The 19,152-nt window shown below is 69.5% G+C and carries 16 protein-coding genes; 4 read left to right on the forward strand and 12 right to left on the reverse strand.

Features of this window, described 5'->3' with window-relative positions; translation table 11 throughout:
* Nucleotides 1-127 precede the first annotated feature (127 nt).
* Nucleotides 128-2,374 carry a PQQ-binding-like beta-propeller repeat protein gene (locus tag ABZW60_RS31315; RefSeq protein WP_355482897.1) on the reverse strand — a complete coding sequence of 749 codons (2,247 nt, stop codon included), beginning with the start codon at nt 2,372-2,374 and terminating at the stop codon, nt 128-130.
* Between the two features lie 67 nt (nt 2,375-2,441).
* Nucleotides 2,442-2,753 carry a metalloregulator ArsR/SmtB family transcription factor gene (locus ABZW60_RS31320; RefSeq protein ID WP_355482900.1) on the reverse strand — a complete coding sequence of 104 codons (312 nt, stop codon included), beginning with the start codon at nt 2,751-2,753 and terminating at the stop codon, nt 2,442-2,444.
* Between the two features lie 89 nt (nt 2,754-2,842).
* Between ABZW60_RS31320 and ABZW60_RS31325 the strand changes: the two genes are divergently transcribed.
* A complete protein-coding gene (locus ABZW60_RS31325) occupies nt 2,843-4,033 on the forward strand; it encodes an MFS transporter (RefSeq protein WP_355482903.1) in 1,191 nt (396 codons plus the stop codon).
* Here the strand turns inward: ABZW60_RS31325 and ABZW60_RS31330 are convergent.
* The 5 genes from ABZW60_RS31330 to ABZW60_RS31350 form a co-directional block, all read right to left on the reverse strand.
* Nucleotides 4,020-6,029 carry an AAA family ATPase gene (locus ABZW60_RS31330; protein ID WP_355482906.1) on the reverse strand — a complete coding sequence of 670 codons (2,010 nt, stop codon included), beginning with the start codon at nt 6,027-6,029 and terminating at the stop codon, nt 4,020-4,022. The two genes, ABZW60_RS31325 and ABZW60_RS31330, sit on opposite strands and share 14 nt — an antisense overlap.
* Nucleotides 6,030-6,066: 37 nt before the next feature.
* Entirely contained in the window at nt 6,067-6,846 is a 780-nt protein-coding gene (locus ABZW60_RS31335; RefSeq protein WP_355482908.1) for a phosphatase PAP2 family protein, read from the reverse strand.
* Nucleotides 6,847-6,918: 72 nt separating this feature from the next.
* Nucleotides 6,919-7,806 (reverse strand): carbohydrate ABC transporter permease, encoded by an 888-nt coding sequence (locus ABZW60_RS31340; RefSeq protein WP_355482910.1) that lies wholly within the window; start codon nt 7,804-7,806, stop codon nt 6,919-6,921.
* Nucleotides 7,803-8,747, reverse strand: a complete 945-nt coding sequence (locus tag ABZW60_RS31345; RefSeq protein ID WP_355482912.1) for an ABC transporter permease subunit — start codon at nt 8,745-8,747, stop codon at nt 7,803-7,805. The genes ABZW60_RS31340 and ABZW60_RS31345 overlap by 4 nt, the downstream gene beginning before the upstream one ends.
* Nucleotides 8,747-10,369, reverse strand: a complete 1,623-nt coding sequence (locus ABZW60_RS31350; protein WP_355482914.1) for an extracellular solute-binding protein — start codon at nt 10,367-10,369, stop codon at nt 8,747-8,749. The genes ABZW60_RS31345 and ABZW60_RS31350 overlap by 1 nt, the downstream gene beginning before the upstream one ends.
* Nucleotides 10,370-10,416: 47 nt before the next feature.
* Between ABZW60_RS31350 and ABZW60_RS31355 the strand changes: the two genes are divergently transcribed.
* Genes ABZW60_RS31355 through ABZW60_RS31365 form a run of 3 tightly spaced genes read left to right on the forward strand, consistent with a single transcriptional unit; the run spans nt 10,417 to nt 13,184 of the window.
* Nucleotides 10,417-11,496: a sialidase family protein gene (locus ABZW60_RS31355; protein WP_355482916.1), complete on the forward strand. Its 1,080-nt coding sequence runs from the start codon at nt 10,417-10,419 to the stop codon at nt 11,494-11,496.
* 14 nt (nt 11,497-11,510) lie between these two features.
* On the forward strand, nt 11,511-12,446 hold the full coding sequence (locus tag ABZW60_RS31360; RefSeq protein WP_355482918.1) for a dihydrodipicolinate synthase family protein: 936 nt from the start codon (nt 11,511-11,513) through the stop codon (nt 12,444-12,446).
* A 27-nt stretch (nt 12,447-12,473) separates the two neighbouring features.
* Entirely contained in the window at nt 12,474-13,184 is a 711-nt protein-coding gene (locus ABZW60_RS31365; RefSeq protein ID WP_355482920.1) for an FCD domain-containing protein, read from the forward strand.
* Nucleotides 13,185-13,189: 5 nt separating this feature from the next.
* Here the strand turns inward: ABZW60_RS31365 and ABZW60_RS31370 are convergent, their stop codons facing one another.
* From ABZW60_RS31370 to ABZW60_RS31390, 5 genes are read right to left on the reverse strand one after another with little or no spacing between them, the layout of a single operon-like run.
* Entirely contained in the window at nt 13,190-14,830 is a 1,641-nt protein-coding gene (locus ABZW60_RS31370) for a DNA repair helicase XPB (RefSeq protein WP_355482922.1), read from the reverse strand.
* 9 nt (nt 14,831-14,839) lie between these two features.
* Complete coding sequence (locus ABZW60_RS31375; RefSeq protein ID WP_355482924.1) at nt 14,840-15,529, reverse strand: DUF6000 family protein; 690 nt, start codon at nt 15,527-15,529, stop codon at nt 14,840-14,842.
* Nucleotides 15,526-17,808 (reverse strand): helicase-associated domain-containing protein, encoded by a 2,283-nt coding sequence (locus ABZW60_RS31380; protein WP_355482926.1) that lies wholly within the window; start codon nt 17,806-17,808, stop codon nt 15,526-15,528. Before ABZW60_RS31380 ends, ABZW60_RS31375 begins: the two co-directional genes overlap by 4 nt.
* Nucleotides 17,805-18,332, reverse strand: a complete 528-nt coding sequence (locus ABZW60_RS31385; protein WP_355482928.1) for a kinase — start codon at nt 18,330-18,332, stop codon at nt 17,805-17,807. The genes ABZW60_RS31380 and ABZW60_RS31385 overlap by 4 nt, the downstream gene beginning before the upstream one ends.
* Nucleotides 18,329-19,111, reverse strand: a complete 783-nt coding sequence (locus ABZW60_RS31390) for a GNAT family N-acetyltransferase (protein ID WP_355482929.1) — start codon at nt 19,109-19,111, stop codon at nt 18,329-18,331. Before ABZW60_RS31390 ends, ABZW60_RS31385 begins: the two co-directional genes overlap by 4 nt.
* Nucleotides 19,112-19,152: the final 41 nt, after the last annotated feature.

Raw genomic sequence — 19,152 nt, forward strand, 5'->3', positions numbered from 1 at the left:
ATCGGCTCGTCACCTGACCGCTCCGACAGATGCGCTCCGCAACGAATTGCAGCCGTGGAATTGCGGCGCAGATCACACTGCGGCGTGATCTGCGGGGGCCGCGGACGACTCCGGCTACGCGGAGTCACTAGCGCAGGGCGATCACGGTGTTCGGGCCGGAGGTGAGGACCAGGTTGCCGACGGCGCGGGCGTCACGGCTGCAGGTGATGCCGGTGGGGAGGCGGACCTGGCGGAAACCGGTCCGGCTGATCACGTTGGCGACGCAGCCGGTGGAGGCGCGGGCCAGTGACACGACTCGGCCGTCCGCGGTGACCGTGACCTTCGTCCGCGGGCTCACCGGAGCCAGGGTCTGCCAGGCGGTCAGTCCGGTGTTGGCGTCGATCGCGGTCACGACGCTCCGGCGGTTCTCGGTAGTGCTCGGGCCCGGGCAGTCCACGACGATCAGGTACTTCCCGGCCGCGTTCAGCAGCGTGCGGCAGGCCCAGGTCTTCGGCACCTCCCAGCGCCACCGGATGTCGCCGGTGCGCGGCTCGATCGCGGTCAGTGCGGCCGGTACGTCGGAGTCGCCGCCGGGCTCGGCCACCACGACCAGGCCCGCCACCACGACCGGCCGGCGGTAGGTGTCCGCCGAGGTCTTGGTCCACAGCTTCCGGCCCGACTGGACGTCCAGCGCGGTCATCTCGTCCGGCCGGTCGTCGCAGGTGTGGCTGACGAAGGTGAGCACCGTCTCGGCGGTGGCGATGGCGCCCAGGTCGGTACAGTCGCCGGAGTCGTACGTCCAGCGCTCGTGACCACTCGGGTCGACACCGCGCAGCTTGCCGGAGCGCTCGCCGACCAGCAGCGGCTGGGCCTGCTGGACGAAGCGGTCCCGCGTCCGGCCCGGCCACGCGGCCTTGCGGTGGCCGGTGTTCGCGTCGAGCAGCAGGTAGCCGACGTCGGCGAACTGGGCGAGTACGTACTCGCCGTTGCCGGTGGCCGCGATCACCGGCTTCTCGTCGGAGTCGGAGCGGCTGTAGCGCCAGCGCAGCGCACCGGTGGCCGCGTCCAGCATTTCGACCACGCCGGGGCGGGGGATCGCGACGCCGTACCGGGTGCCGATCGCCTCCTCCGCTCCGGTGCCCACGACGGAGTCGCTGACCCAGGCGACGCGGCCGTCGAGCACCGACGGCGTGGCCTTCCCGGCCTCGCGGGCGGCTCCCTCGACCCGCTCGTTGGACCTGAGGACGTAGCTGCGGGACAGCGGCTGGACGATCAGCAACAGGACGACGGCGACTGTGGCGGGTACGGCGAGCCAGGCGAGCTGCTGACCGAGGTTGCGGGCCGGGAGGAAGCGGGCGGTCCGCGTGCGGAGCAGCGAGGCCACGAGGGCAGCCGCGCCGGCGGCGAGCAGCAGGATCAGTGCGGAGATCAGCAGCGGCACACGGAGGCCCACGCCGACGGCCGGGTTGGTTCTGGGCGCTTGAGCCCAGGCGATGAGCAGTCCGGTCACGGCAATCGCCAGGACGCCGCCTGCGATGAGGCGGGCCCGCTGGCTGGCGCTGCGGGCGCAGCGGAAGAGGACTGGCGCGCTGAAGAACGAGAGGACAGCCAGGGCGACGGTCGGCCAGCCGGCCTCGTCCTGCGCGGCCGGGGTCTGCCAGGACGCACCGGACGCCGCGATCGCGACGACCGCGGCCGCAATCGCGGTGAACGTAGCGGTCGCGGTCAGGGCCGCCTGTTGCCAACCACGCCACGGAGCCGGGAGCTCACTGTCCAGTTCGGCGAGCTCGGCCTCGAGATTGACCCGGGCGACCGGGCTGAGGCGTTGGCGCGCCAGTTGGGTCCGGTACAGATGGCCGTCGAGCAGTTCGCGGACCTCGTCGTACCGGTGCTCCAGTGCGGTCTTCCGGTCACCGGCGTCGCGCCGCACCTCGGCTATGTGGACGGCGTACCGGCTGGGATCTGAGGCGAGGACGGCGTTGACGGCGTCCAGCAGTACGTCGCCGTTCGCGTCACGGCGCGGCGGTGCGTAGGAGTCCGGCGGCGGTGCGGCGAGGTCACCGGTCAGGCGGATCAGCCGGGCGACCTCGGCGATCCGGACGGGTGGTACGCCGTACTGCGGCAGCAGGTGCTCGGCCAGCCGGGCTGATGCCTCGGCGTCCTCGGACGGGGTGCCGGCCGGTTCGTGGACCGCCCGGTGGAACCAGGCGGCGAGGCGGACGCTGGTGGGATCCGTGGAGAGCTGGATGAGCGAGTCCAGCGCGGTCAGGACGATGCCGAGATAGTGGTCGCGGTAGGCGCGGCGGGTGCGCTCGACGTACCGGGCGACCAGGTCGTCGGCCAGCGAACCGGACCCGGGCACCAGGTCGTCCCACCGCGCCCGAAGCTCCACCACTGCTTCAGTCTGCCAGCCGCAGTTCTACAACCGTCCCACGATCACCCCACCGCGACCTTGCGGTTGCCTACTGCTTCGCCGACAAGATGCCCGTCAGCAGGCCCGGGTACAGAGCCTCGAGGTCTTCGCGGCGCAGGACGCTGATCCGCCGGGTGCCGTCGGTGTGGGTGGACAGGATGCCGGCCTCGCGCAGGATCTTCAGGTGGTGGGCCCGCGTGGACGCGGTCACCGGCAGCTCGATCTCGCCGCAGCAGACCCCGGCCGGGTTGTCGGCGAGCGCGCGGACGATGGTCAGCCGGACCGGCTCGCCCAACGCCTGGAGAACCGCCTCGACGCGGATCTCGTCCCGCTCCGGCTGCGGGAGCACTTTCGTGGCCATACATCCATAGTACGACGTCTGTCGAAGTTCGATGAACTTCGTAGTACGATGATCGTCGAACTACCGAACCTCGTCTCCGGAAGGTCTTCATGTCCGCACGGATCTACCTGCTCGGCGCCGGTGCGTTCGCGGTCGGCACCAGCGCGTACGTCGTGTCCGGTGTGCTGCCCGACGTCAGCTCGGAGCTGCACGTCTCGCTCACCGCCGCGGGTCAGCTCGCCACCGCCTTCTCGCTGTCGTACGCGATCGGTGCCCCGATCCTGTCCACGCTGGCCGGCCGGTGGGAGCGTCGTACCCTCCTGATCGCCGCGCTGGTCCTGGCCGCGCTCGGCAACCTGATCGCCGCGGTGGCCGTCAACTACCCGGTCCTGATCGCCGGCCGGGTCGTGGCCGCGCTCGGCGCCGCCCTGTACACGCCGGCCGCCACGCTGTTCGCCACCAGCCTGATGCCACCTGAGGAACGCGGCAGGGCCGTGGCCATCGTCTTCGGCGGTCTCACCTTCGCACTGGTCCTCGGCGTGCCCGCCGGCACTCTGCTGGGCCCGACGCTCGGTTACAAGGGCGTCTTCGCACTCATCACCGCGGTTGCCGTACTGGTCGCCATTGCCGAGCGCGCCGCGCTCCCGAAGGTCGACGCACCGCCCGTGGTCGGCTTGCGTGAGCGCTTCGCCGGTGTGACCGACCGGCGCGTGCAGGTGGTCCTGGCCATCACCGTGCTCGCCGTGCTCGCCGCGTTCAGCGTCTACATCTACATCGTGCCGCTGCTCAAGCACACGGCCGGCCTGACCGGCAACGTCACCGGCCTCCTGCTCCTCCTGTATGGCGTAGGTGCGGTCATCGGCAACTTCCTCGGCGGCCGGATCACGGACCGGTTCGGCAGCCTCCGCACGCTGGTCGTGCTGATGATCGGCATCACGGCCGTCCTCGCCACGCTGGACCTGACGCTCACGACCGAGGTCGGCGCCGGGGCGGCTCTGGTGGTCTGGGGCATGCTGACCTGGGCCTTCAACCCGCCGATCCAGAACCTGCTGCTGGAGCTCGGCGGCGGGCTCCTGATCTCGCTCAACGCGTCGGCCATCTACCTGGGCGCCGGACTGTCGGCTGTTGTCGGCGGACTGGTCATCCAGACCCTCGGGGTCGGCTACTTGCCAGTCCTGGCGGCCGCGCTGTCGCTGGTCGTGCTCGGTCTGGTCTACGTGCTCTGGCGTGACCCGTCGTTGCAGCGTGTCGAGGAGCTGGAGCGTGACGAGGACATCTACGTCACGGCTACGGCTGACTGAGGATCGCAGGCAGGTCCTCGCTGTGCAGAACGACCAGTGAGGTGACCGCACGAGTCAGACAGACGTAGAGGCGGCGGAGCCCGGTCCGCTCGTCGGCTTCACCAGCCACGATGCCGGCCGGCTCCACCAGCACCACGTGGTCGAACTCGAGACCCTTGGCGAGCGACGCCGGTACGACGTCCAGGTGGGCCTCGACGTCATCCTCGTCGCCCAGCACCGAGAATGGGATGCCCTGCAGCGCCTTCCGGGTCGAGGGGACCAGTGCGTCCGGGACGATCAGACCGATCGAGCCGAGACGTTCCGACACCTCACGGACGGTCGTCACCGCGGCGGCCAGACTGTCGGGCACGCGCGTGATGGTCAGCTCACCGCGTGCCCGCCGGACGGCTGTCGGCGGTTTGAGGTGCGGGGCGATCGACGGGAGCAGACGGGCGGCGTACTCGATCACTTGACCGGGGACGCGGAAGCCTGCGGTCAGCTCCTCGGTGTGGGCGCTGGTCTTGCCCAGGTGCTTCAACGCCTCGTCCCACGACGGCGTGGCCCACGGCGTGGTGCCCTGGGCGATGTCGCCGAGCACAGTCATCGAGCCGGTCGAGCAGCGCCGCCCGACAGCACGCAGCTGCATCGCGGACAGGTCCTGGGCCTCGTCCAGCACGACGTGGCCGAGTGACGGCGTACGGTCCACCAGGTCGGCGATCTCGTCGATCAGAGTGGCGTCGGCGACGGACCACTTGGCCGCGCCGGCGGACCGCGGCACCTTCTCCCAGGTCAGCAGCGCCTGCTCGTCCGCGCTGAGGATGCCGTCGGCGTGCTGGGCCAGCAGCTCAGGGTCGGTGAAGAGGCGGAACAGCAGCTTGGCCGGGTCCACCGCCGGCCAGAGCGCGTCGGCGTACTGCTTGACCGGGCGGCTGCGGGCCACCGAGTCCTGCACGCGGTCGTCGGGGGAGTCGCCTGCCGCCTCCATCCGCAGCAGGACGGCGTGCGCCAGGCGCTGCGGCAGCATCGCGCGACCGGCGCCGTACCGGATGCCGCGGCTGCGTAGCTCGGTGACAAGCTCCTCGGCCTGGTACGCCGCCACTCGCCAGCGGTGCGCGCCGCGTGGCACGACCAGCGACTCCTCGGGCAGTTCGACATGCGACCAGACGGCCCGGTGCAGTACCTCGGCCATCCGCGCATCGCCCTTGAGTACGTCGACCGGCGCCGGCCCGGGGCCTGCCACCTTCACCCGGGCGACCAGCTCCTCGACGGTGGTCTGCTTCGCCTCGATCTCACCCAGCGCGGGGAGGACGTCGCCGATGTACCGCAGGAAGCTCGCGTTCGGACCCACCACGAGCACCCCGGCCCGGCTGAGCTGGTCACGGTACGCATAGAGCAGGTACGCCGCCCTGTGCAGCCCGACCGCGGTCTTACCGGTACCGGGCGCGCCCTGGACGCAGATGGTGTCGTCGACGCCCGCCCGGACGATCACGTCCTGCTCGGGCTGGATGGTCGCCACGATGTCGCGCATCGGGCCGGAGCGGGGCCGCTCGATCTCGGCGTCCAGGATGTCGCTGTGCTGCTCGTCCTGGCCGCTGGCGGTCAGGTCCTCGTCCTCGAACGCGGTCATCTCGCCGTGCGTGAAGCCGAACCGCCGGCGAACCCCCACGCCCATCGGCTCGGTCTTGCTGGCGCGGTAGAACGGCACCGAGATGTCGGCCCGCCAGTCCACCACCAGCGGCTCGCCCAGCGCGTCGTTCACGTGCCGGCGACCGATGTGGAACGTCTCCTCGGTCGGCTCCAGGTAGTCCAGCCGCCCGAAGAACAGCGGGACGTCGGGGTCGTCCTCCAGCTCCTTCATCCGCCGGAAGATGGCGGCCTGCAGGAACTCCTGGTTGACCCGGTCCGCGCTGTGGATCTCCAGCGCGCCGGTCTTCTCCCGCATCAGCGCCAGCGCCGACCGGGAGGTCTTCAGGTAGTCCTTCTCGGCCTGGAGGGTGTCGGACGTGTCTGAGGGCATGCTGGAACCTCCGGCGAGTGTGGGGAGCCCAGCTACGTTACTTGAGCACTCTGCGCGGTGGAACCGAATTACGGGTCCGCAGCTTGTAGGCGTGCAGACCGGGCCGCAGCAGGAGCGGCAGGCTGGCGGCCAGCAGGACCAGCGCCACGATGCCGTCCAGCCAGTAGTGATTGGCGGTCACCACGACCACGCTGAACGTGATGATCGGGTGCAGCAGCCAGAGCCACCGCCAGCGCGACCTGGTGATCAGGATCATCGAGAGCGCGATCAGGGCGGCCCAGCCGACGTGCAGGCTCGGCATGGCGGCGAACTGGTTCACCGCGCCGCCGGTGTGGTCCGGACCGTAGACGGACTGACCGAACCGCAGCCCGGTGTCGACGAAGCCCGGCATCATCCGCGGCGGCGCCAGCGGGAACACGATGTGACCGATCAGCGCCAGCCCGGTCAGCGACACCATCGTCCACCGCACGTGCGAGTACGCCTTCGGCCGCCAGATGCTCAGCCAGAGCAGCACGGCGGCCGTCAGCGGCGCGTGCACGCTCGCGTAGTAGAGGTTGGCGCCCTCGATGGCGTGCGGGAACCGGAGGGCCCAGTGCTGGACCGCTGCCTCGTTCGGCAGGTGCAGCCAGTTCTGGAACGACAACACTTCGTGGGCGTGGTCGAAGGCCGACCCGGAGTGCCGGGCGGCGAGCTGCCGGCCGGCACTGTAGACGAGAAAGAGGGTGGCCAGCAGGACCGCTTCCCGGGCCACTCTCCAGAAGACCTTCTGTTGTTGTTCCCCGCCCTGCCCCACCCGCTCCAGTGCCTGTATCCCCATACCGTTCGACGGTACCTGCCGTACCCTCAGGATTTGCCCAGGCGCGACCCTGATGTTGCCCTGGGCAACCCCTTACCCCTTCACCGCGCCGGTCAGCACCCCCTTCGCGAAGTGCCGCTGCAGGAACGGGTAGACCACCAGGATCGGCACGATCGAGACGACCAGGATCGCCATCTGGATCGATGCCTGCGGCGGCAGCAGTTCGGTGCCCAGCTCCGCGCTGCCGAGCTGGGTGTCGTTGATGACGTACGTCCGCAGGACCAGCTGCAACGGCCACAGCTTGGAGTCGTTCAGGTACAGCAACGCGGAGAAGAACGCGTTCCAGTACGCCACCGCGTAGAACAGGCCGATCACCGACAGCACCGCCTTGGACAGCGGCAGCACGATGTACGAGAACGTCTTCAGCTCACCCGCGCCGTCGATCCGCGCGCTCTCGGTGATCTCGTTCGGCAGGTTCATGAAGAACGCGCGCAGCACCACGACGTTGAACGCGCTGATCATCGTCGGCACGATCAGCGCCCAGATGCTGTCCAGCAGCCCGACACCCTTGACCGTCAGGTACAGCGGGATGATGCCGGGGGAGAACAGCATGCTGAACAGCACGACCAGCAGAATCGGCCGTCCCGCCACGAAGCCGGGCCGCGACAGCGCGTAGGCCAGCAGGCACGACACGGTCAGGCTGAGCAGCGTGCCGACGATCGTCACGAAGATGCTGACGAACAGTGCCCGCGTCACCACACCGCCGGCGAACAACGACTCGTACGCCGAGAAGTTGATCGACTTCGGCAGCAGCACCAGGCCGCCGGACTCGTTGATCTGTTTGTTCGGCGCGACGCTGGTCGAGATCACGCCGACGAACGGGATGATCACGACCGCGCAGAAGACCAGCAGCACCAGGCCCTTGAAAGCCCGCATCGGCCACCCCGGCATCGGGACGCCTTGAACGATCTTGCGGCTCATTTCTGGTACACCCCTTGCTCGCCGAAGATGTGGGCGACCTTGTTCGCGGTCAGCACGAGCGCTACGCCGACGATGCCCTTGACGAGCCCGACCGCCGCGGCGACGCCCCACGCGCCACCCAGGACGCCGTTGTTGTAGACGTAGGTGTCCAGCACTTCGCTGACGTCACGTCCGACCGCCTGCTGCTGCAGGATGATCTGCTCGAAGCCGACGGTCAGCGAGTCGCCGAGCCGCAGGATGAACAGCAGGATGATGATCCCGCGCAGGCCCGGCAGCGTGACGTGCCAGAGCTGCTTCATCCGGCTCGCGCCGTCCACGCTGGCCGCCTCGTACAGCTGTGAGTCGATCTGGGACAGCGCGGCCAGGAACAGGATGGTCGCCCACCCGGTGTCCTTCCAGATGATCTGCGACGTCAGCAGCACGTGGAACAGCTCGGAGTTCCCGATGATGTCGATCGTCGACAGGTCGTGCGAGCGCAGGTAGTTGTTCAGCAGGCCGCTGCCGCCGAGCATCTGCTGGAACAGCGCGACCACGATCACCCACGACATGAAGTGCGGCAGGTAGAGGATGCTCTGCGCGATCCGCTTGATCCGCTCGGAGAACAGCGAGTTCAGCAGCAGGGCGAGCAGGATCGGCGCCGGGAACACGAAGATCGACTGCAGGCTGGTGAGGATCAGCGTGTTCTTCAGCGCCCGCAGGAACGCCGGGTCGCCGTTGAAGATCACGCTGAAGTTCGCCCAGCCCGACCAGTCGCTGCCGCCGATCCCGAGGAACGGCTGGTAGTCCTTGAACGCGATCACGTTGCCCAGCAGCGGCACGTAGTGGAAGGCGACGATCAGCGCGACCCCGGGCAGCGCGAACAGCAGCAGCACGCGGTCCCGCAGCAGCCGCCGTCCGAGGCTCAGGCGCTGCTGCGGGTGCTTGGCGGATCTCTGCAGCATTACTTCCCTGCCGTGTCGGCGTGCGCCTGCTCGAGCTCGGTGCGCATCTTGTCGCCGCCCGAGGACTTCCAGGTCTGCACCGCGGCGGTCCAGTCCGAGACCGGCTTCTTGCCCTGCACGATCTGGCCCTCCAGGTCGGTCATCGTCTTGGACAGCTGCGTCTGCTTCTTCGACTGGGTGTCGGAGTACAGCCCGTAGGACGCGTCGTACACGAGCCGCTTCGCGACCTTCTCCTGGATCGCGTGCTGCTTGCGCGGCACGTCCGGCTTGCCGGCCCAGTACAGCGCCAGCGTCGAGTCGCTGATGTACTGCAGGCCGATGCCGGTCTCCACCACGCCGACCTTGGACGGCACCGGGTCCGTGCCCTTGAGCGTGTAGTGCCGGCCCGCGACGCCGTACTTGCGGAACATGTACTCCTCGGTGCCGAACGGCGCCGCCATCCAGTTCGCCACCTTCAGCAGCGTCTCGGCGGAGTGTTTGCTGTCCTTGCTGAACGACGTCACGTTGTTCAGCGCCGACCCCATCCACGGCTTGCCCTCACCGCCGGTGAAGCCCGGTACGTCGAGCATGTTCACCGCGAACGCGTCGCCGGCGGTGTTGTCGGAGTAGTACTGGTTCCAGGCGACGAAGCTGTCGTAGTCGAACGCGGCGATACCGCCGTTGAACCACTGTTTGCGAGCGCTGGCCTTGTCGTTGAAGGCGTCCGGGTTGATCACCCCGGCGGCGACCATCTTGCGGCCGGCCTCGAGCGCCTCGAGCTGGGCCTCGTCCTCGAACATCGAGGTGAACTTGCCGCCCTCCTCCTTCCAGACGTTCGCGATCCCGAGCATCTGCCGGATGGTCGACAGCGGCACCCGGGTCCAGGCCCACTTGTTCTGCTTGGCCGCGGTCATCTCCTTGGCCAGATCGAAGAACTCCTGGAAGTTCTTCGGCGCCGGGTCCTTGATGCCCTTGGCGGCGAGCAGGTCCTCGCGGTACAGCGCCAGCGAGGTCCGGGACATGCCGCGCGGCACGGGTACGCCGTAGATGGCGCCGTTGAACACGCAGCCCTTCCAGTACTCGGCCGGGATGTTGGCCAGGAACGGGTACTTCTTGACCGCGTCACCCGACAGGTGCTCGGTCAGGTCCATGCACTTGGACTTCACCAGACCGGGGATCTGCGGGGTGTCGGTCGGGATGTTCAGGATGTCCGGCAGGTCGCCGCCCGCGATCCGGGTCGCGAACTTGTCCTTGTACTCGTCGTTCGACGCCATGCTGATCTGCAGCTCGGAGCCGAGCCGCTTGTTCAGCTCCTGCCAGAACTGGTTCCGGTCGGCGGCCGGCGGGATCGCGCCGGGGATGTTCGTCATGAACGTGATCGGCTTGCCGTCGCCCGGGGCCTCGGCGATCGCCTTCACCGGGTTCGCCGGGTACTTCAGGAAGCCGTCCAGCACCACGTCGGTACCGGGCAGGTCCGGCGTGATCTCGCCGTACTTCGTGTACGTCGGCAGCTTCACCGCCGCGTTCGCCGCGGCGGTGTTCTTCTTGTCGGACGCGCACCCCGCCAGCAGCGGCGTACCCGTGACCGCGACAGCGGCGGCGGCCAGACCGCCGCCGAGGAATGTTCTTCTGCTGACCGGCATGAGGCCTCACTTCCATCGGAGGCCCACACCATGACATAGTACGTCCTATGTCATCAAGAGTCGGTGCCGCGGAAATCTTCGATCCGGCGGGGAGCGGCTACCACACGTTCCGCATCCCGTCGGTGCTGTCGCGCGGCTCGGTGGTGCTCGCGTTCTGCGAGGGGCGGCTGCACGGCTCCGGTGACGCCGGCGAGATCGAGGTGGTGCTGCGGCGGTCGCTCGACGGCGGCAGCACCTGGCTGCCGTTGCAGGTGGTGTCGGCGGTGCCGGGCAAGACCTGCGGAAACCCGGTGCCGTTGGTCGACCTGGCCTCGGGGGACATCGTGCTGGTCACCGTGCAGAACGGCGCCGACGCGGTCGAGATGTCGCTTGCCCGGGGCACCGATCCGGTCCACGGCCGGCGGGTCTTCGTGCAGCGCTCCGCGGACGACGGTGCCACCTGGGGGCCGGCCGCGGAGATCACGGCGCAGGTGAAGCCGGGCGACTGGGGCTGGTACGCGACTGGTCCGTGTCACGGCATCACGCTGCGCTCCGGGCGTCTCGTCGTACCGGCGAACCACTCGTTCGTCCCGTCCGAGCCGGTGGACGACCTGATCCGGTTGAACGGCGGGCACTGCATCTACAGCGACGACGGCGGTGTCACGTGGTCGGTCGGATTCGTCGACCGCAACGACGGTGCCGAGATCAACGCCAACGAGACCACCGCCGCCGAGCTGCCCGACGGGCGGCTGTACTTCAACGCCCGCAACCACCAAGGCACCGGCCCGGCTCGTGTGCACGCCTGGTCCTCCGACGGCGGTCGGACACTCGACGCGCCGTACGCCGGGATTCCCGAGGTCACCGCACCCGGTATCCAGGGCAGCGTGCTCTGCCTGCCGGACGGACGCCTGCTGTTGTCGACTCCGGTGAACCCGTCCTCACGGCGAGAGCTGACCGTCTTCGTGTCCGAGGACTCCGGTGCGTCCTGGAAGTCGGCCCTGGTCGTTCACGAGGGCATGGCCGGGTATTCCGATCTGACGCTCTTGCCCGACGGCCCTGACGGCTCCGGCCGGAGAATCGGCATCTTCTACGAGGCCGGTGAGACGTCCTCGTTCGCGACCTTGCGCTTCACAACATTCGCCCTTTGAGGTTGGGAGACCCCTTGACCGCATCCGCCCGTCTGGCCGGCGTCGTACCGCCGCTGGTCACTCCGCTGACCCCCGAGTACGACGTCGACACCGCATCGCTGGCCCGGCTGATCCAGTACCAGCTGTCCGGGGGTGTGGACGGGGTGTTCGTGCTCGGCACCTCCGGCGAGGGCACGTTCCTGACCGACGAGCAGCGACAGGTCGTCGTGGAGACGACCGTCGCCGAGGTGGCCGGCCAGGTCCCGGTCCTGGCCGGCGTGATCGACACGTCCACGAACCGGGTCGCCGCGCATGTCTCTGCCGCTCTGAAGGCCGGTGTGTCCGGCATCGTCGCTACCGCGCCGTTCTACGCGGCCACGCATCCGGCCGAGATCGAGCGGCACTTCGTCCGGCTCGCCTCGCTCGTGGGCGACACCCCGCTGTACGCCTACGACATCCCGCCCCGCGCCGGCACGAAGCTGCCTGGGTCGTTGATGACAGCACTGGGCGAACAGGGCGTGATCGCCGGAGTGAAGGATTCGTCCGGCCAGGAGACGTCGCTCCGCGAACTGGTGCTGTCCCGCCGGGAGAAGGGCTTGAACGACTTCGCGATCATGACGGGCTCCGAGGTCACGGTCGACTCTGCACTGGCCTTCGGCGTCGACGGCGTCGTGCCGGGCCTGGGCAACGTCGACCCGGCAGGCTATGTGCGGTTGTTCAAAGCCGCGGCGGCCGGTGACACCGCGGCGGCACGCGACGAGCAGGACCGGTTGTTCCGGCTGTTCGAGATCATCAACGTCGCGGACCGCTCCCGGATGGGCGCGAGCTCGGCGGCGCTGGGGGCGTTCAAAGCCGGCCTCTACCTGTTGGGCGTGATCGCCTGCCCGGTCACGGCGTACCCGAGCATCCCCTTGGACGACACGGAGATCGCTGCTGTCCGGCCGCTGCTGGAACGCGCCGGATTACACTGAGCGATCTCAGACAATGGGAGGCCGGCAGTGACAACGGGTGGGCTCAGCCGGGCACGTGGTGCGGCAGGCAACCAGTCCTTCATCCGGGACGCGATGAAGTCGTACATCCTGGAGCGCGGGCTGAAGGCGGGTGACCCGCTGCCCAACGAGCAGGAGCTGATGGCGCAACTGGGCGTCGGCCGGCATCCGCTCCGGGAGGCGATGAAGGCGCTGCAGGCGGTCGGCATCATCGAGATCCGGCACGGGTACGGCACGTATGTCGGCGAGGTGAACCTGCAGTCGCTGGAGGACGGCCTCGCCTTCCGGATGTCGCAGTCGATGGCGGGGGACCTCCGCGACGTACAGAACGTCCTGGAGGTCCGCCAGGCCATCGAGGTCGGCCTCGCCGACGACGTGGTCGACCACTTCAAGCAGCACGGCTACGAGACGCTGGAGCCGATCGTCGAGCGGATGGAGGCCAGGGCCGCCGAGGGCAAGTACTTCCCCGACGAGGACTGGGCCTTCCACCAGGCGCTCTACGAGCCGCTCGGCAACGCGCTGGTGATCGACCTGCTCTCAGTCTTCTGGCGAACCTTCGCCCAGGTCGACGCCCGCCTCCCCGGCGCCCGCTACACCCCCGCCGACGCCGCCGCCTGGCACCGAGACCTCCTGGTGGCCCTGGAGTCCGGCAACCCCGCAACCTACGCCCACTCCATGAAGAGCCACTTCAACGGAATCCATACCCGCCTGGACAGCTGACTGCCTCAGGCGAACAGGTTTTCCGCGTCCACGATGGTGTAGGCGTAGCCCTGTTCGGCGAGGAAGCGTTGGCGGTGGGCGGCGAACTCGGCGTCGATGGTGTCGCGGGCGACGATCGAGTAGAAGCGGGCGGTGCGGCCGTCGCCCTTGGGGCGGAGGACGCGGCCGAGGCGCTGGGCCTCTTCCTGGCGGGAGCCGAAGGTGCCGGAGACCTGGATGGCGACCGACGCCTCGGGGAGGTCGATGGAGAAGTTGGCGACCTTGCTGACCACCAGCCGGGTGATCTCGCCGTGCCGGAACGCGTCGAACAGGCGCTGGCGTTCGCGGACCGTGGTCTCGCCCTTGATCACCGGGCATTCCAGGCGCTCGCCGAGCTCGTCCAGCTGGTCGATGTACTGACCGATGACGAGCAGCGGCTCACCCGCGTGGTGCTCGGCGATCCGGCGGACCAGCTTCGACTTCGCCGGGGTGGACGCGGCCAGGCGGTAGCGGTCCTCGGGCTCGGCGGTCGCGTACACGAACCGCTCGGTCTGCTCGAGGTCCACCCGCACCTCGATACAGTCCGCGGGCGCGATCCAGCCCTGCGCCTCGATGTCCTTCCACGGCGCGTCGTACCGCTTCGGGCCGATCAGCGAGAACACGTCGCCCTCGCGGCCGTCCTCGCGGACCAGCGTCGCGGTCAGCCCGAGCCGGCGCCGGGTCTGCAGGTCCGCGGTCATCCGGAAGATCGGCGCGGGCAGCAGGTGCACCTCGTCGTACACGATCAGGCCCCAGTCGCGGGCGTCGAACAGCTCCAGGTGCGTGTAGACGCCCTTCCGGCGCGTCGTCATCACCTGGTACGTCGCGATCGTCACCGGGCGGATCTCCTTGCGCGCACCGGAGTACTCGCCGATCTCGTCCTCGGTGAGGCTGGTGCGCTTCAGCAGCTCGTCCTTCCACTGCCGCGCGGACACCGTGTTCGTGACCAGGATGAGGGTGGTCGCGGACGCCTGTGCCATCGCGGCCGCGCCGACGATCGTCTTACCGGCGCCACAGGGCAGTACGACGACACCGCTGCCGCCGTGCCAGAACGAATCGGTCGCCTGCTCCTGGTACGGGCGGAGCTCCCAGCCGTCCTTCACCAGGTCGATCTGATGCGCCTCGCCGTCGACGTACCCGGCCAGGTCCTCAGCGGGCCAGCCCAGCTTCAGCAGGGTCTGCTTGAGGTGACCGCGCTCGGACGGGTGCACCAGGACGGTGTCGTCGTCGAGCCGGGCGCCCAGCATCGGCTTGACCTTGTTGCTGCGCAGGACCTCTTCCAGCACCGGCCGGTCGGTCGTGACCAGGACCAGTCCGTGCTGGGGGTGCTTCTCCAGCCGCAGCCGCCCATAGCGATCCAGGGTCTCGGCGATGTCGACCAGCAACGAGTGCGGGACCGGGTAGCGGCTGTAGCGCAGCAGGACGTCGATGACCTGCTCGGCGTCGTGCCCCGCGGCCCGCGCGTTCCACAGACCGAGCGGGGTCAGGCGATAGGTGTGTACGTGCTCCGGCGCCCGCTCCAGCTCCGCGAACGGTGCGATGGCCTTCCGGCAATCGTTCGCGTCCGCATGCGCCGTTTCCAACAACAGCGTCTTGTCCGACTGCACGATCAGTGGACCGTCTGTCACCCGCAGCTCCTATCCTCGCCCCGACCCTCCATTGTGCCTTCTCCGCCAAAACGGCCCAGGGCCAGTCGGCTCGTCTGCCTCCTTGAGCTGCCGCCGGATGCCCGGGTTGCCGCCGGCTGCGAAGACGACGTCGGAGCGGATACCGTCCGCGTAGGCCGCGAGGTCACGGTCGGCGGAGCCGGGCCAGCGCTCCCACGGGCCGCCTTCGCCGAGGAAGCGCTGGGCGTGAGTGGTGCCCAGCTGCTCATCCAGGTACATGAGCGTGGCCAGGGCTGTTCCCTGGCACTGGGTCTCGAAGCCCTCCCGCTCGACCGGCAAGGTGAGCGCGTGATCGAGGTACCGGACGAGCATCTGCGCGTCGCTCTCGGTGCCCAGGCAAGCGAGCGAGGTGCAGTACCCCCAGCCGTGGCCGCCCGTCAGGCCCGCCAGCATGTCCCGCTCGATCGCCGGGCGCAGGTCCTCGCGCCGGCCGGCGGCGATCAGCCAGGTCGCAGCGAGGCTCGTCCGCCAGCCACCGGCCTCCAGCATCAGTTGCAGGTCTTTCGCCGGCGCCAGCCGGCCGCCCCACCGGAGCCGGAACTGGTACCACGCCTGCCGCGGCCGTGGCCAGACCATGGCTCGGGCGATGAGGGGCAGGTAGCCGCCGTTCGGCGACCAGCGGAACATTGCCCAGAAGGCTCGGTCGTCGTCGTCCTTCACTCGACCGCCCGGGCCGCGGAGATGCGGTGGAGGGCGTAGGTGCGGGGGTTGTCGGTGGTGTCGTCGTAGGCGGTGAGCCAGCCGTCGGCGACGCGGACCGGTTCGACGATGCGTTCGGAGGAGTGGCCGTTGTGGTCGACGTACGCGATCCAGGTGCGGGTGTGCGCCTCGGCGGCGTTGGTGAGGACGGCGATGGTCTCGGCCGGGGCCGCAGGCTCGATCAGGCCGTCGTCGCCGGGGCGTTCGGCGGCGATGCGGTCGCCCGCGCGGACCTTCTCGATGACTGCCTTCACCTGGTCGTCCGTCAGGTCGAACGCGCTCTCGTTGAAGTCCCTGCTGGTACGCCGGCGCGGGGCCTCGCCACGTCGCGGCGTGCCGGTCACGTGCACCGCGCCTTCGAACGTCTCCGCTAGCGGCGCCAACCCGGCGTCCCGCAGCCGGCTGAGCACCATGTCCGGCGGTGACGGCGACACGACGACGGTCGGCGCCAGTCGACGGAACCGCACACCGGGCAGGTTCGAGCTGAGCAGCTGGGTCAGCACGTTCTCGTCGTCACAACGCAGGTACGTCGACGCGGTCCCGAGCCGCAGTACGCCGTGCCGCCGCGCGACGTCGTCGATCAGATACGCCAAGGGCTGCGGCACCGGGGTCCGCGAATGCTCCGCCAGCCACGTGTGCAGCTGCTCCGCCGTACGGCCGAGGTCGAACGCGCGCCGTACCGAGCTCTCACTGAACCGGTAGACGCCGGCGCCGCCGTCCGACTCCACGTCCGCCATCGCCGACAGCTCGTCCTGCACCGTGCGGACCAACGGCCCAGGAGCCACCGCCGTGAGGTCGGCCTGCAACAGCACCTCGGACACCGGCTCAGGCATCAGCGGACTGATCGCCTCGGCCAACTCGTCAGCAGTCGGCTCAGCTCCCAGTAGCGGCTGAGCATGCGCCGCCAGCGAGCCCAACCCGGTCAGCCCGAGCAGGGCCGCCTCTGACACGCTCCACTCGACCAGGTCGTCGCGGAACTGCCCGCCACGCCGCGGGCGATGCCAGGCCACCCAGGTCACCACGGTCTCCGGAGCAGGCGCGGTGCCCCGACCGGCCTCGGCCAGTGCCTGCAGCGCCAGCAGCCGGATCTCCGGCGCCAGCAACCGCTCCAGGTCCGGCGCCAACGCGTTGATCAGCCGCTCGCGCGCAGCGGCACTACTGCCGGTGCTGTCGCGCCGCCCGATCAGCCCGATCGCTCGCAGCCCGGAGAACCACGCCATGACGAGCTGAGCCCACCTGTGTGCCAGGTCCAGCTCCAGCCAGTCGTCGTACGAGCTGGTCGGCAGCCACAGCTCACTCGTCCCGACCTCAACCGCAGCCACGAGCCCAGCGGCGTACGCCATCTCCAGTACCGCGGCCGCGGTGTGCTCCTCGGCACCGATCTTCCCGGCCAGACTGCGCAGCTCGCGCACGCCGACACCACCCGTACGCAGTACCGGCGGCGGCTCCGTGCCCAGCTGCTCCAGCGCCCGGTCGACCAGCCGCACCAGGTCCAGCGCGGCACCGGCCGCGGCCCGATCCGCGATAGCGGCAGACACCTTCTTGCCGTCCAGCGGCGGCGGCACCGGACGCGTCGACGCCAGCACCCGCCCGCCCCGCAGATGCAGGCCGATCTGTCGCGGCAGCACCACTGTGTTCGCGTCCTTGGGTACGACGAGACCGCGCGCCAGCAGCCGCTCCACCGGGGTGCGCGCCGACGCGATCGTCACCGGCCGGTCCGCCTTCTCGACCGAGCCGGTCGGCGGACCCCAGGTCAGCTTGTCGAGAACGGCGCGCGCGTCCGGGCCGGCTTCCTCGATCAGCTTGTCCAGGTCGCCGAAGTGCCGCGTCGTGCTCGGACCGAGGCCTGCAGGCGTCGGACCGAGCAACTCGTGCACCGCACGGATCGGGCGGAGGTCGTCCTCGGTTCCCCAGACCAGCGCGAGGTCCAGCAGCTCGGCGACACGCGGCCGGACGACGTCCTCCGGCTGGTCGACACCCTGCGCCAACGCCGTCAGGTCCACCGGCTCCGGCAGCGCGGACAGCGACTCCAGCAGATCCACACCGAACTCGTCCAGCCGGTTGATGGCCCGCGCCGCGGACGCGTTGCTCGTCGCCCGCGCCGCAAGCTGCCCGGTATCCGCCGGAATCGGCAACGCCAGATCAGGCCGCCGCCGCAGCAACTCACCGAGCGCGGCGTCGCCCCAACTCCGCAGCGCCTCGGCGAGGGTACGGGGGCGGGTGGGCTCGGACGTGCTCATCCCTCCAACGGTACGGGATCCGCCCCGAGGTCGGTCAGGATCTTCGCCACGGTCTCGTCCAGCGCGCTGTCCAGCCCGATCACGGTCTGCTCGACGCCGTGGAGTACGTCGTGCTCCCGGTACCAGTCCTGCATCATCTCGGGGCTCACACCGTGCAGGTCCCGGGTTCCGTGCCGTACGACGGTCTCCGCGAACGGGATGTCGAAGTAGTAGTGCAGGGTCGTGCCACGGTGGTCCGCGGTGAGCCGGCGCAGCATGTCGCCGTACCGCGCGGCGTCCAGGATGCCCTCGAGCACCACGTCGTACCCGTGGTCGAGTGCGTAGCGGACGTTGGTGTCGATGAGCCCGATGTTCACGCCGCCCGGGAGGTCGTACTCGCGGAGCAGGATGCGGCGGATGTGGTCCTGCTCGACCCACGCCGTACCGCGGCCGAGGCGTTCGCGCAGCGTCCGGGCCGTGGTGGACTTGCCGGAGCCCGAGTTGCCGCGCAGCACGACCAGACGGGTGTCCGGACTCCATGTCACTCAGCTGCTCCGGCGTGACCGATCCGGTGGAAGCCGACACGCTCGTAGACCGCTGCGACCGCGTCCGACTCGGCGGACAGCAGGACGAGGTCCACGCCGTTGTCCAGCGCGTGCTCGACGAGTGCCGAGGTCACAGCGGCGGCCAGGCCGCGCCGGCGCATCGACGGCAGCGTGCCGACGCCGACGATCTCCGTGGTGGAGCCGACCGGCTGATGCGTTCCACTGGCCACCATGCCGTCGCCGGTGAACGCACCGGCGGTGACCGCGACCCCACGGCGCATCCGGTCCTGCAGGGCCGCGACAGTGTCGGCCGCCATCGCCGCAGCCGCGGAGTCTCGCTCTGCCGGCCCAGCGGTGCCAACAGCCGTGCCTGACTCACGGAACGCGAGCCCGGCGACCGCACGGGCCTGCCGTACCAGGCCGTCGTCGGCCGAGATGATCTCGCAGCGGGCATCGGCCACGGCAGGGCGGAAGTCCGCGCGCTCCAGCACCAGCAACGGGTGCTCGACCACACTGAGCCCGGCTGCCGCTGCGGCCGGTCCCAGCGACGGGCAGGTCTCCACGACCCACTCGAAGCTCAGTGGGATGCCAAGCTCGGCACACCGCTCCCGCACCAGCTCGATGTCAGCCGGCTGGATCGACGCCCCGGAACCGGGCACAGGGCGGGCGTAGTACGGCCAGATCGTCGTCGTGCGGAACAAGGTGAACGGTCCGACCTGTTCGGGAACCGCCCCGGACAAGGGAACCTTGTGCAGGTAGTCATCGACTCTCGTGATCATCGCGAAGCAGTGAACCACCCCGGCAGTCCAAGCGCCACCAC

Source organism: Kribbella sp. NPDC003557 (genome assembly GCF_040610805.1).
GTDB lineage: Bacteria > Actinomycetota > Actinomycetes > Propionibacteriales > Kribbellaceae > Kribbella.